Genomic DNA, 13,017 nt, shown 5'->3' on the forward strand with positions numbered 1-13,017 from the left:
TCGACAGGCAACGATCAGCAGCAGGCAGTCGCGTTGACAGGGCGGTCGCCCATCGCTGTAAGCCGGGCGCTGTTGTGCTCAAGCCAGTCGGCGTTGGCGGTCAGCGTGGTCTTAAGAACGGTGCGTACCCACGTCGGCAAGTCAGGATTGAGCCGGTAGTACACCCATTGCCCCTGGCGGCGATCCAGAAGCAGCCCGCAAGTACGAAGCTGGGCGAGATGGCGGGAGATTTTTGGCTGACTGTCGTCCAGCGCGCAGACCAGTTCGCACACGCACAACTCACCCTCACGCGTGATGAGCAGGGTGGCCCGTGCGCGGGTTTCATCGGACAGGCATTTGAATACTTCGGCAGGATTCAGCATGGGCGCGGCTCAATACATATGGTTTTCCGAATATACGGTTTCCCATATGTATTGCGCAAGCTCGAATCAGAGCCACTTGACCGGCTCAAGCCTTGAGAAAGACCGGCAGGTCTGTCACGGGAGGGGCAATGTCGAGGTGATACAGCATGTCGGCGATGTGGCCCCGGTGATAAGTGGTGTGATTGACCACATGCAGCAGAATGTTTTCGCGGGACATGGCGCCAGCGCCACCGCCGATGAACTGAAACTCGATCACCTCAGCCAGCTGATCCTCGCTCAGCGAATCGGCGTAGTCGACGTACCAGGTGTCGATTTCCCGTTGCGCGGCGACCAGCTCCTGGATCGACGGATGATCGGCTGGATTGCGCGTGGCCAGGCCATGCGGTTTGCCAAGCAAGTGACACTGCCACACGAAGTCCATGGAGTAGGAGTGATTTTGCGTGCGGATGAGGCTACCGAAAAAAATCGGACGGGGCGCAATCAGTTGGGATTCAGGCAGCTTTTCCAGCACCGATAAAAAAGTGTCGTCTGCCCAGGCCTTGTAGCGTGTAAGCGTTTGTACCGAGTTCACAATGTCGTCCTTTTGATATCGAACCAAGGGGTATCCGCAACGTCACGTCGATCAATTCCTTGAGTGCGTGGGGGCGTTCACAGCGCATTCGATCGACGCGAAGGCTCAGCGCGGTGCAGGTACACGGCAAATGTATCCCATGGCAACTCAATCGACAGCTGCTTCATGATCTGGCCCACCTCACCACGGTGATAACCGGCGTGCGTGACGACGTGGGTCAGCATTTCTTCACGGGACATGCAGCCATGGTCCCCATCGGTAAAAACGAAGGCCACGGATTCGCACAGTTGTTGCGGCGTCACGCTCTCCACGTATTCGATATACCACCGGTCAGTGGCCGCTACGGTGACACTCAGCTCCGCCAGCGACGGGGTTTGTGTCGGGTTGTCCACGGCAAATCCGTGCGCCTTGCCAGTCAGGTGCGCCACAAATATCCGACTGACCAGGTGGGCGTGATTGACCAGTCGTAATGCGCTGTGGAGTTCGTCCTTGTGGCGCACTGGATCAAAGCCTTCCATCTTCTTCAACAGTTCGCGATTGGCCCAGGCGTGATAGCCAAACAGTGTGCCGAGCAAGGGTGAAGCGCTCATGATCAGTTCCTTCTGCCATTGGGGAATGTGAGTAAGATATTTATATATTGATTTGCAGGAGCGACCTACGCCACTCGACGGGGAACGTTGAAATCCCGGGAGCTGAGAGACGAACTTGTGCACCTGGTCTGTGCGTATCTGGAGCCAAACGGTTAGAACGTAAAAAGCCCGGCTGATAAGGTTAATGCCGGTCAGTTATGGCGTTGAACACTGCAAACCTTGTGGGAGCGAGCTTGCTCGCGATAGCGGTCCGTCATTGAACATTGATGTCGGCTGACCCACCGCCATCGCGAGCAAGCTCGCTCCCACAGGTTTTGTGTCTTAGCTGATCGGCACCAGGCTGGTAAGGCCGGGCTTCGGGGGTATGTGTTGGGTATGGAGCGGTGCCTCAGGAAATACGCCGCCCGCAGGCCCGGTCCCAACAGAGCGGCGATTGATTGTTCAGTTGGAAATAACCGTCCGGTTCCTCCCACTCGACTTGGCGATATACAGCGCCTTGTCTGCAACATCGATCAGGTTCTCGGGCGTCTCAGTCTTCGATCCCGACAACGAGCTGATGCCAACACTGATCGTCACTACCCCCATAGGCGACTCACTGTGCGGTATCGCACTTTTCTCCAGTTCGGTGCGAATTCTTTCGGCTATCAGAAAAGCCCCAACGTAATCTGTGTCTGGAAGGATAATGGCAAACTCTTCGCCTCCATACCTTGCAGCAAGATCCCCGGTGCGGGTGACATTGTTTCTGATAATGGCGCTTACAGATTTCAGGCATTCATCGCCTTGTACATGACCGTAGTGATCGTTGTACTTCTTGAACAAATCCACATCAATCATGATCAGCGCAACATTGTCTGATCTGCGTTTTATTCTGCTGGTTTCAGTCTCAAGGAAAAAATCAAATTGACGGCGATTTGAAAGCCCCGTCAGTCCATCTTCGAGCGCAAGCAGGCCGAGCGCCTTGTTCGCTTCAATGTAGGTTTTCTGAGCAAGTTGCAGTTCTTTTTGAACTTGTATTTGCTGGCTCATCAGCGTGATGAGTCGATAACCGAGGAAGCTCAGAACCATTAACAGGACCGATGAGATGACCAGGCTGGCGAGGGACTCACTGCGCCAGTCCGCCAGTACCTCGTCTTTTTCAAACGCGGCGATGACCACCAGCGGATAGCCATCGATACGGTGAAAGCTGGTGACCCGCTCTACACTGTCGATAAACGATTTTATGATGGCTGTTCCCGAATTTACCCCGGGCGTTAACAGGGCAAACGCTTGCCCGCTGGATATGTCAGTGCCGACGTCGGATTCGTTGAAGGGTTTGCGTACTACAATCCGCCCTGATGACGATGCAAGGGTGATAGCGCCGTTTTCACCAATGTCTATATCATCGTAAAGCCCGAGGAAATATTTCAGGTAAATGGTGGCAATCGTTACCCCGGCAAAACTGCCATCTGGATGATTGATGCGCCTTGACACTGTAATGATCCAGTCGTTTGTCGAGCGACTGTGTATCGCCGGGCCAATAAAGGAAGCCGCATCGGTGTGATCACGGTGATAAATGAAATAGTCGCGGTCCGAATTGTTTGCGCCTGCCGGAATGGGGCCATTCGAATTAAGCAGCCAGCGCCCGTTTTCATCATAAATAAAGAAACCATGTATTTGCGGCAGGTGTTTTTGCTGGACTTTCAGCATCTCGCCTAGATTCTTTATGTTCTCCGGATCAGGTCCTTCAGCCTCAAGCCGTTGTTTAACCCCCAGGATCACCGTGTCCGCTTGAGTGAGCGTGGCCGAGATACTGGAAGACAAGGTCTTGGAGAGGTTCGACATCTCCGTTTCCTTGTCGTGCAAGTGGTACTCCAGAGAGTTGAACACCCCCCAGATACTGATCGCGATCAACGAAACACACACTGCCGCGACAAACAGAACGACATGACCGACCTTGAGCTTGGCATCCACCCACTCAACGTCAAAAATTGAGGCCATTTTTGTAAGCATAAAACCCGTCCATGTGGCTCGCATAATGGCATTAAGCGTATGCCATATTTTCCAATGAGGATTTTTTTCTGAGAGGGGCAGGAGGGCTGATGAAACGATCGCCTGATTTGTGGATGAGTCCGGGCCGTCGCTGTTGGCCTCCAATGGCTTTGCGGCAAACGTAACGGGCCTTCACGGCGCCCGTTTTCATTGACTCCGTGAGCGTGCGAATGCGGTATTCAGCGAGGGTGCTCACGCCATCGATCAGCCCTCAGAGGAGATGATTGCGCCTTCAGCGGATTCAGCCGCCAGCTTCAATCGGTCAGCTTTACTAATGTATTTAGACTTGCTTGGCGGTGCCAGTTTGGCACTGGCCTTTTTCGCGTGAGCCTTTAATAGCTGCTTTATTTTTTTACGACGATTCATTTTTTCTACTCGGTTTGCAATTTCTTGAATGATACCAGCCAAAATTGGGCCGGCGCGCACGAACGCAGGTGCTGCGCGGCCGAATGTCTGTTCACGGGGACTGGGCCGATAGCGGCCAGGATCAATCTTGCCCGCTTCGCCAATCACCACCTCCCGATCCCACTTCCCCTGGCGTAGAATCCCCAAACCCCGCCCCACCCCGAGACGCACGCTCAATGCAAACCGCGACCAGCCCGAACCCCCTCTGGAAAACCTACCTCCTGTTCCTCGCGCCCATGGTCCTGTCGAACTTCCTGCAGTCCATGTCCGGCACGGTCAACAGTATCTACATCGGCCAGATGCTCGGCACTCAGGCGCTGGCGGCCGTGTCCGGGATGTTCCCCATCGTTTTCTTCTTCATCGCCCTGGTCATCGGCCTCGGTGCCGGCGCTGGCGTGTTGATCGGGCAAGCCTGGGGCGCTCGCGAGCCGCATATGGTCAAGGCCATTGCCGCGACCACGTTGCTGCTGGGGGCAATGATCGGGTTGGTGGCGGCGGTGTTGGGCAGTGTGTTTGCGCGGCCGGCGTTGCAGGGGTTGGGGACGCCGGCGGATGTGCTGGATGACGCGGTGGCGTATGCCCATGTGATGATGTGGATCATGCCGTCGTTGCTGGTGTATGTGCTGTTCACCCAGTTGTTGCGTGGGGTGAGTGATACGGTTTCGCCGTTGATTGCCTTGCTGGTCTCGACCGCCGTGGGTCTGGCGCTGACGCCGGCATTGATTCGCGGCTGGCTGGGGTTGCCGCCGATGGGGATTCAGAGTGCGGCGTATGCCGGGTTGGCGGGCAACCTGACGGCGATGGGTTGGCTGGCGTGGCGGTTGATTCGCAAGGGGCATCCGTTGGCGCCAGATCGCGAGATGTTTGCGGCGATGCGTCTGGACAGGGACATTCTCGGCAAGGTGTTGCGCATCGGCTTGCCGACCGGGTTGCAGATGGTGGTGTTGTCGGCCTCGGAGCTGGTGATTCTGGCGCTGGTGAATCAGCACGGTTCCCAGGCGACGGCGGCCTATGGCGCAGTGACGCAGATCGTCAATTATGTGCAGTTTCCGGCGTTGTCGATTGCGATCACCGCGTCGATTCTTGGCGCGCAGGCGATCGGGGCCGGGCGGCTGGAGCGCATGGCGCCGATTCTGCGTACCGGGCTGTTGATCAACGTGTGCCTGACCGGTGGGTTGGTGCTGTTGGGTTATCTGTTGTCGCACTGGTTGCTGGGGTTGTTCCTGACCGATCCTTCGACGCGGGCCATGGCTGAGCATCTGTTGCATATCATGCTCTGGAGTCTGTTGGTGTTCGGCTTCCAGGCGATCATCGGCGGCATCATGCGTGCCAGCGGCACGGTGCTGGTGCCGATGGCGGTATCGATCTTCTGTGTGCTGTGCGTGCAGTTGCCGGTGGCGTACTGGCTGGACGGGCAGTTCGGTTTGCAGGGTGTGTGGATGGCGTTTCCGGTGGCCTATCTGGGGATGCTGGTGTTGCAGACGCTGTATTACAAGCTGGTGTGGCAGCATCAGAAGATCGAACGATTGGTGTAGGCGAGGGTGGATGGATGGCCGATCCCCGTCATCCACCGCTCCCACAGGGGGGGGTGTTTGGGTTCAGGGCGTGGCAATCGCGCCGACATAGGGGTAGGGCAGGTCCAACTCAATCACCGGTGCCGCCATCGTCGGCGCCAAGGCCCATTCAACCAGTCGGTGTCCGTGGCATTTCAGCCGCGCTTCCTGCTTACACCAGGCCAGGGCAAACGCCCATGGCCGCTGGTACTCAGGCGTCGCCAGCAACCGCGCAGTGACCTCGGGTCCCAGATAATCCCGGGCCACCGGCTGCCAGTCCGTCCCGGCCTGCATCCGCATCAGATCAACCCCGACCGGCCCGTGCAAATTGATCGCCGCCAGGGAAAATCCGAGCTCATGGCTGATCGACAACCCCGGCTGCGACAATCCTCGAATCAGCAACAGAGGCGCCTGTCCGGGCTGGCTGACAACGCTGATTGCCTCCACCGACAGCCCAAGTTCATCCGCCAAGACTGCCCGCACGCGGTCACGAATCCGCAACCGGGCCTCCTCGCGGCGCGTCCCCGGTGGATGCTCGGTGCTGACCAGCCACACGCCATCGGACAGCCGCTTCAGCATCTCGTGTTTCACGCCCGCCCCGGTGCCGCCGGGCAACCTGCCCAGCGGCTGGCCGGCGGAATGTGTTCGCCTTTCATCACCAGCGTCAGCGGCCCGAGGTGCGCGTCGTTGCCGACTACGGCGCTGTACAGCACCGAGCTGCGTGGCCCCATGTACACCCGTTCGCCGATCATGACCTGGTCGATTTTCATCACCCGGTCTTCGAACAGGTGGGTTTGCGGGCAGGCGCCGGCGTTCAGCTCGCTGTCGGCGCCGATGGTCACGCAGTCGAATTCGGTGATGTCGGTGGTGTCCATGTACACGCCTCGACCGATCTTGCAGCCCAGCAGATTGAACGCCAGTGGCAGCCACGGTGTGCCTCGCAGGTAGCGCAGGAAGTTCGGCGCGGCCATGCCTTCATAGAGGCTGGTAATGCCTTCGGACAGCCAGACAAAGGGCGTCCACATCGGGTCGGCGCGTTTGTGATAGCGGCCCATGACCAGCCACTTCAACGCCACCACGAACAGGAAATTGCCCAGGCTGTAGGCGAGGCCGATCAGCGCCAGATAACCGAGTACCGCGCCCCAGCGATCTTCAGTGGCCATCGGCATCAGGTCGAGCATCACCGTGTAACCCACGGCAATCACCGTCGCATGCGGGGTGACGATGCGCACGCCTTCGATCAGGCCTCGGGCCAGACGGCGCAGCGGAGAAGGGCGGAAGGTCAGGGATTCGGGGTAGCCGCTGACTTGCTCGCGGGCCGGCAGGTTGATCGGTGGCGAGCCAAGCCAGGTGTCGCCGTCGGCCATTTCGCTGTTGAGCGGAACGCTGGAGTGGACGCCGATCAGGACGTTTTCCGGCAGCACGGTGCCGTCCGGAATGTAGCTGCCGTTGCCGACAAAACTGCGGTGCGACACCACGGTCGGTTGCAGGCTCATCCAGCCGCCATCGATGCGTTCGTCGCCCAGCATGACGGCGTCGGCGATAAAGGTTTCATCGCCCAGGGTCAGCATGTCCGGAATCACCCCTTGGGCGGTGGAGATCTCCGCATCTCGCCCGACCCTGGCGCCCAGCAGGCGATACCAGAACGGTGCATAGACCGTGGCATAAATGCCGGACAGCACGTTCAGGCTGGCTTCCTGGATGTGGCTGACCAGCCATTTGGCGCAATAGGTGTTGCTGTGCACCGGGTAATGCCCGGGTTTGAGCCGTGGCAGGGCGATCCAGCGCAGGGCGGCGCAGGCCAGTGCAGTGACGACGATCAGCACGGCGCTGGCCGGGAACGCGAGGACAAAATAACGCGCCAGTTGCAGCGCCACGCTATCGCCTTGCAGCCCCGACAGGATCTGCTGGCTGTCGAACCAGTCGAGCAGGAAAAAGGTCGGGAACACCGGGATGAAAAACAGCGTGGCGATCAGCAGGATGCCGAACACGAAGTACAGTTTTTCCGCGAGCAAACGGCGTGCGCTGACCACCGGGCGGGCCGGCTGGTTCTGGATGTCGAAGGTACCGGTGTCGCGGGCCGGCGAGCCTTGCCAGATGTGTCCGGCCGGCACGCTGTGACCGTCGGCCAACGCTGACTGGCCTTCCAGATGAGCGAAGTGGCCGACGCTGGTATTGCCTTCCATGATCACGTAGGAGCCGACGCAGGCGTTGCCTTGCAGGGTGATTTGCCCCAGGTGCAACTGGCCGCGTTCGACGCGGGCGTTTTCGAAGCTGACACCGTTGCCGACGCTGACTCCGTGGCCGATCTCCAGCAGGTCGGGTGCACGCACCACGGCGGCGCCGATGATCACCTCCTGGCCGATTTTAGCCCCGAGCGCACGCAACCAGAGCGGGTACAGCGACGAGCCGCTCAACAGGTAGACCGGCGCCGATTCGACCATGCGATCAGCCGCCCACCAACGGAAGTAGGTCAGGCCCCACAGTGGGTAGACGCCGGGTTTCAGGCGTCCGGCGATCAGCCATTTGCCCGCCAGCGCGATGGCGAACTGCAGCACTGTGGCCAGCAGGAATACCGCGATGGAGGCGACGGTCGCCACTGGGACCGAGTCGCCGGGTGCGCCGGTGAGGTAGTGATAGGTGAAGAATGGCGCCAGCCATTGGGTCATGCGCAGGCCGACCATCACCGGCAAGGCAACAGCCTGTGCCAGACCGCAGCGCCAGCGACGCCAGGCCGATGGCGGGGTCCATTGCACCGGGGCCTCAGCCGCTTCTGGCGTTTGTGCAAGCACGACGGCGATGGCGCCAATGCGCCGTTGTTGATAGATGTCACGCACAGTGATGTGGGTGAACCGCGGGTCGGCGCGCAACGCCGACGCCAGGCGCGCGGCGAAGAACGAGTGGCCGCCCAGGTCGGTAAAGAAATCGGCGTCGCGGCGAATCGGCTGTCCCGGGAACAGACTCGCCAACGCGGCGAATAACACCGTTTCGGCGGCATTTTGCGCGGCATCGGATTCCGAGCTTGCGCCATGGGTATCGACGCTCAATGGCCTGGCCTTGAGGGCTTTGCGATCGATTTTGCCGGAGGTCAGGCGTGGCATGCTTTCGAGCCATTCAAAACGCCCCGGCACCATGTAGGACGGCAGTTGCGTTTGCAGGGCCTTGCGCAGCCCTGCGGTGAGGTTCGCAGGCGGTGCGTCGTCGCACACCAGATAGGCGATCAACTGGTCGATGCCATCTTCATTGCGCAACAGCACGGCCACGGTGCCGACGCCCGGTTGTTGCGCGAGCAGGGCTTCGATTTCCCCCAGCTCGACACGGAAGCCGCGAATTTTCACCTGATCGTCGGCACGGCCCAGGCACTGCACCTGACCGTCAACGTCAATGCGCGCCAGGTCACCGGTGCGGTACAGGCGAGCATCGTGCAAACCAGTGGCCCAAGGGTTGCCCAGGAATTTTTCCGCTGTCAGGTCCGGGCGCCCCAGATAACCGTCAGCCAAACCGGGGCCGATGATGCACAGCTCACCGGTTTCGCCCCGGGGCAACAGGGTCGGCGCCCGACCGTTGCCGACCTCGGCTTCATTGGCAATCACCAGCAAGCCGTAGTTGGGCAGCGGCGTACCGATGGTGACCGGCCGCCCCGGCGACAATCGCGCCAGACTCGCCGAGACGGTGGCTTCGGTGGGGCCATAGGTGTTGAAGATTTGTCGGCCGGGTTTGCTCCAGCGCTCGACCAGTGATTCGGGGCACATCTCGCCGCCGAGGTTGATCAGGCGCAGCCCCGGCACGTCTTCGCTGAACAGCGCCAGCAGGGTCGGCACGGCGTGCAGCACGCTGATGCGCTGTTGGTTGAGCAGGCGCGGCAAGACTTCCGGGTCGCCACTGGCTTCCTTGGGGCCGATCCACAGCGTGGCGCCCACCAGGTAAGCGATCCAGATTTCCTCGAACGACATGTCGAAGGCCACGGAAAAACCCTGGTAGATCCGGTCGCTGGCGCGGATGCCGAGGATCGCGTTTTCGCTGCGCAAAAAGTGGCAGATGCTGCGCTGCGAAATCAGGATGCCCTTGGGTTTGCCGGTCGAGCCGGAGGTGTAGATCACGTAGGCCGCGTGGTCGGGCAGGGCGCCGCAACGGCGCACCAGCGGCGCGTCGGTCGGCGCCAGCAGCGCTTCGGCGGTCCACAGTGTCAGGCCTGTTTCGCCAAGGGCCGGCGCCAGTGCATCACAGCTCACGATGCCCACGGCGCTGGCGTCTTCCATGCAAATCTGCAGGCGCTCCACGGGCGTGTCCTGATCCAGCGGCAACCACGCCGCGCCGGCCTTGGCGATACCGGCTTGCATCACCAGCAAGTCGAGCCCCCGTGGCAACCACAGGCCGACAATCTGCCCCGGCTGCACCCCGGCCTGAATCAGCTTCGAGGCCACCTCGCCGGCTTGCCGGTCGAGTTCGCCATAGCTGAGCTGGCGCTCGCCGCAGATCAGCGCGATCTGCTCCGGATGGCGACGGGCACTGGCTTCGAGCAAGTCGGCGAGTACTTCCTCGCGCAGCAGTTCAGGTTGAATCGGACCGTACAGCACGTCCGACAACTGTTCGGTCTGACTAGGCTCCAGCAGGGTCACGTTATTCATGGGGGCAGGATTCGCTGTGTTTAAAAAGGGGGAGTGCAGTGCCTGGTCAATCAAGGCGTGAACCCTGTGGGGGCGGGCTTGCTCGCGATAGCGGTGGGTCAGTCAACGTCGATGTTGAAGGTGCTGGCCTCATCGCGAGCAAGCTCGCTTCCACGGGGTTTTGCGGTGTTTTGGCCTTAACTGATCGGAACTTTGTGTCTCTAATATTTCAATCTGTTTCTATTTCGATACATTCGCCACGGTCCGACGCCGTAAATGCCAAGGCACAAGATCGCGCACAGCTCGCTCAAGGCGAGTGTGTGAGGAAATATGTCAGAGGTGAGCTGTACGGCAGTTGAACGACCGGACAAAGCAGGTAGGAGGTCGACGAACAACCCTGTGGGAGCGAGCTTGCTCCGGGCGGCGTTCCGACGAAAGCGCAGTGTCAGCCAGCCTGGATATCGACTGACACGGCCTCTTCGCGAGCAGGCTTGCTCCCACAGGGAATTGCAGTGTTTGCAGGTTAGTGGTTCGCGCCAGGTCGCCCACTCTGCTCGGCAAACCACTGCATCACCGGCTCACACGCCGGATGAAACGCCGCCCCCGGTTGCAGGAAAACCGCATACACCCCCCCGGTGTTCAGCGGCCGCCCCAACGGCGCAACGAGCACCCCGCGTTCAATGGATTCTTCGGCCAGCACCCTGTCCGTCATGGCCACACCCAGGCCGCGAGCCGCCGCGTCCAGCGCCAGCTCGTCGAGGTTGAAGGGGATGTGCCGGTACTCGCTCAGCGCTTTGCCGCCATTGGCCGCCAGCCATCGACGCCAGCCTTGCTGGTCCGCCGAGCCATGCAACAGCGCAAAGTGTTGCAGGTCATCGACCGAATCCAGCGTGCCCAACCCCGGCGCGCAGACCGCCACCAGCGCTTCCTCGAACAAGGTCAGGCTCGCCGGATCGCTGGACGGCTCGGGCAGATAAATGATGTACGCATCGCTGTCGCTGGCCGGTTCGACGATTTCGGTGGCGACCGTCTCGATGGACAGGGAAATCTGCGGATGCCGGCGATAGAAGTCGCTCAGCCTGGGCAGCAACCAGCGCACCGCCAGCGACACATGCATGCGGATGCGAAACGGGCGATTTTGAGGCGACAGTCGCTCTTCCAGGGTTTTCAGCTGTTCGAGGATGCTGCGGGCGCTGGCCAACACCTGCTCGCCTTCCGGGGTCAGGTGCACGCTGCGGCTGCTGCGCACAAACAGCGGCACACCGAAATGACTTTCCAGCTGCTGAACCTGTCGACTCACCGCGCTTTGGGTCAGGCACAGCCGTTGCGCCGCCTGGGTGAAGCTGCCCGACTCGGCGACTTCCATCAGTGCCTGCATGGCTTGCAGCGAAGGAACGTGACGAATCTTGTCCATGCGTTTTCCGAATGGCTCGATGAATTTATAACGTTGGTTATATCACCACAGACCCAATAAATTCTAGCGACAGCAAGCCGCCAACAAAGAACCTGCATGCGAAAAGCGCATGTCATTGGGCCGGGCGGAACAGTCGATGAGGTAAGCATGGAAAATGTATGTGGCTGGATTGCGCAAACGGCACAGTCGCCGGCGCGAGATCGCCTGCGCGGCACTCAGCAGGCGGACTGGCTGATCATCGGCGCCGGTATAACCGGCTTATCTGCCGCCCACTCGCTCGCCGCGATGCACCCGCAATCGCGCATCGTGGTCGTTGATCGGCAACGGGCGGCGCAGGGCGCTTCGGCGCGCAATTCCGGTTTTGTGGTGGCCCATGAAAACCCGGTCGGTGACGAGTTGATCGATCGTTCGGGGTTTGCCGACTATCAGGTCGACACGTCGATTTCCCGTGCCGCGAGTGAAGAAGTGCGCACGCTGATTGCCCGTCACCGCATTGACTGCGACTTTCGCGACAGCGGCTACTTTTTCGCCGTCAACGATCCCGACAAGCTCGACCATGTCGAAGCCAAGCTGCAAACACTCAACGCCGTCGGCGCTTCGGCGCAGTTTCTGGAAGGTGAACAACTGAGCCGGAAACTCGGCACCCGTCATTACCAGGCCGGCATCTGGTGCGGCAACGGCAATGGCCTGCTGCAACCGGCCAAGTACGTCAAAGGCCTGCTGGAGGCGCTGCCGGCCAACGTCAAGCTGTATGAAAACACCGACATCACCGGTCTGGAGCGCACGAGCAAAGGGCGCCTGCGTGCCAATGGCTTCGGCGGCAGCATCGAGGCCAAACGCGTGCTGGTGTGCCTCAACGCGTTCGTTGCCCGCAGCGGCATCCCGGACAGCGGCACATTCGCGATGGAACTCAGCGCCAGCCTCACCCGGCCTTTGACCGACGCCGAGTTTCGCGCCATCGGCAGCGTCGAGCCGTGGGGCGTGTTGTCCACCCGGCCGCTTGGCGCCACGGTGCGATTGACCCCGGACCGTCGGGTGATGATTCGCAACACCGCCGAATACCGCACCAAAGACTTGTCCCTCGGCGATCTGGCCGTGCGCCGACAACACCATGCGCTGGGCTTGCAGCGGCGCTTTCCCGGCTTGACCGAAGCCGACATCCGCTACACCTGGACCGGCCACCTGAGCGCCTCGCGCAGCGGGCAACCGTATTTTTCCCAGGTTGAACAGGGTCTGTTTGCCGTGGCCGGGTGCAACGGTTCGGGCGTGGCGCGGGGCAGCCTCTGGGGCCGCTTGCTCGCCGAGCTGGCCTCGGGTTCGAGCTCGCCATTACTCGATGCGGTCATGGAACGGGCCCAACCCGGTTGGCTGCCGCCCCGGCCGTTCTTCGACATCGGCGCACGGATTCGCATGCAACTGGAGGCGGTCAGGGCCAGGACAGAAATCTAGAACAGCAACAACCGACAACCGCACGACAATAACAACAG

At 60.6% G+C, this 13,017-nt stretch carries 10 protein-coding genes; 2 read left to right on the forward strand and 8 right to left on the reverse strand.

Annotated elements, in window-relative coordinates; all coding sequences use genetic code 11:
• Positions 1 to 14: 14 nt before the first annotated feature.
• From POF45_RS28140 to POF45_RS28160, 5 genes are all read right to left on the reverse strand, one after another.
• Positions 15 to 362, reverse strand: a complete 348-nt coding sequence (locus tag POF45_RS28140; RefSeq protein ID WP_282317270.1) for a metalloregulator ArsR/SmtB family transcription factor — start codon at positions 360 to 362, stop codon at positions 15 to 17.
• An 85-nt stretch (positions 363 to 447) separates the two neighbouring features.
• Entirely contained in the window at positions 448 to 933 is a 486-nt protein-coding gene (locus POF45_RS28145; protein WP_259502402.1) for a DinB family protein, read from the reverse strand.
• 77 nt (positions 934 to 1,010) lie between these two features.
• Positions 1,011 to 1,523, reverse strand: a complete 513-nt coding sequence (locus POF45_RS28150) for a DinB family protein (protein ID WP_282317271.1) — start codon at positions 1,521 to 1,523, stop codon at positions 1,011 to 1,013.
• Between the two features lie 441 nt (positions 1,524 to 1,964).
• Positions 1,965 to 3,512 carry a sensor domain-containing diguanylate cyclase gene (locus POF45_RS28155; protein WP_259502406.1) on the reverse strand — a complete coding sequence of 516 codons (1,548 nt, stop codon included), beginning with the start codon at positions 3,510 to 3,512 and terminating at the stop codon, positions 1,965 to 1,967.
• Between the two features lie 243 nt (positions 3,513 to 3,755).
• Positions 3,756 to 3,917, reverse strand: coding sequence for a DUF2986 domain-containing protein (locus tag POF45_RS28160; protein WP_259503137.1), 162 nt, complete (start codon positions 3,915 to 3,917; stop codon positions 3,756 to 3,758).
• A gap of 215 nt (positions 3,918 to 4,132) precedes the next feature.
• Between POF45_RS28160 and POF45_RS28165 the strand changes: the two genes are divergently transcribed.
• Positions 4,133 to 5,491, forward strand: coding sequence for an MATE family efflux transporter (locus POF45_RS28165; RefSeq protein WP_259502407.1), 1,359 nt, complete (start codon positions 4,133 to 4,135; stop codon positions 5,489 to 5,491).
• 63 nt (positions 5,492 to 5,554) lie between these two features.
• Here POF45_RS28165 and POF45_RS28170 read toward each other — a convergent pair whose 3' ends face one another.
• From POF45_RS28170 to POF45_RS28180, 3 genes are all read right to left on the reverse strand, one after another.
• Positions 5,555 to 6,088 (reverse strand): 4'-phosphopantetheinyl transferase family protein, encoded by a 534-nt coding sequence (locus tag POF45_RS28170; protein WP_259502416.1) that lies wholly within the window; start codon positions 6,086 to 6,088, stop codon positions 5,555 to 5,557.
• Between the two features lie 8 nt (positions 6,089 to 6,096).
• On the reverse strand, positions 6,097 to 10,137 hold the full coding sequence (locus POF45_RS28175; protein ID WP_282317272.1) for a Pls/PosA family non-ribosomal peptide synthetase: 4,041 nt from the start codon (positions 10,135 to 10,137) through the stop codon (positions 6,097 to 6,099).
• Between the two features lie 502 nt (positions 10,138 to 10,639).
• Positions 10,640 to 11,530 (reverse strand): LysR substrate-binding domain-containing protein, encoded by an 891-nt coding sequence (locus POF45_RS28180; protein WP_259502420.1) that lies wholly within the window; start codon positions 11,528 to 11,530, stop codon positions 10,640 to 10,642.
• Positions 11,531 to 11,677: 147 nt separating this feature from the next.
• On the opposite strand from POF45_RS28180, the gene POF45_RS28185 reads away from it, so the two are divergent.
• Positions 11,678 to 12,979 carry an NAD(P)/FAD-dependent oxidoreductase gene (locus tag POF45_RS28185; protein WP_282317273.1) on the forward strand — a complete coding sequence of 434 codons (1,302 nt, stop codon included), beginning with the start codon at positions 11,678 to 11,680 and terminating at the stop codon, positions 12,977 to 12,979.
• Positions 12,980 to 13,017 lie beyond the last annotated feature (38 nt).

The organism is Pseudomonas fungipugnans (assembly GCF_029955235.1).
Classification (GTDB): Bacteria; Pseudomonadota; Gammaproteobacteria; order Pseudomonadales; family Pseudomonadaceae; genus Aquipseudomonas; species Aquipseudomonas fungipugnans.

What these genes read in the sequence shown, in the direction of transcription:
- POF45_RS28140 (WP_282317270.1), bottom strand. Translation starts at nt 362, where the DNA reads ATGCTGAATCCTGCCGAAGTATTCAAATGCCTGTCCGATGAAACCCGC.
- POF45_RS28150 (WP_282317271.1), bottom strand. Translation starts at nt 1,523, where the DNA reads ATGAGCGCTTCACCCTTGCTCGGCACACTGTTTGGCTATCACGCCTGG.
- POF45_RS28155 (WP_259502406.1), bottom strand. Translation starts at nt 3,512, where the DNA reads ATGCTTACAAAAATGGCCTCAATTTTTGACGTTGAGTGGGTGGATGCC.
- POF45_RS28160 (WP_259503137.1), bottom strand. Translation starts at nt 3,917, where the DNA reads ATGAATCGTCGTAAAAAAATAAAGCAGCTATTAAAGGCTCACGCGAAA.
- POF45_RS28165 (WP_259502407.1), top strand. Translation starts at nt 4,133, where the DNA reads ATGCAAACCGCGACCAGCCCGAACCCCCTCTGGAAAACCTACCTCCTG.
- POF45_RS28170 (WP_259502416.1), bottom strand. Translation starts at nt 6,088, where the DNA reads ATGCTGAAGCGGCTGTCCGATGGCGTGTGGCTGGTCAGCACCGAGCAT.
- POF45_RS28175 (WP_282317272.1), bottom strand. Translation starts at nt 10,137, where the DNA reads ATGAATAACGTGACCCTGCTGGAGCCTAGTCAGACCGAACAGTTGTCG.
- POF45_RS28180 (WP_259502420.1), bottom strand. Translation starts at nt 11,530, where the DNA reads ATGGACAAGATTCGTCACGTTCCTTCGCTGCAAGCCATGCAGGCACTG.
- POF45_RS28185 (WP_282317273.1), top strand. Translation starts at nt 11,678, where the DNA reads ATGGAAAATGTATGTGGCTGGATTGCGCAAACGGCACAGTCGCCGGCG.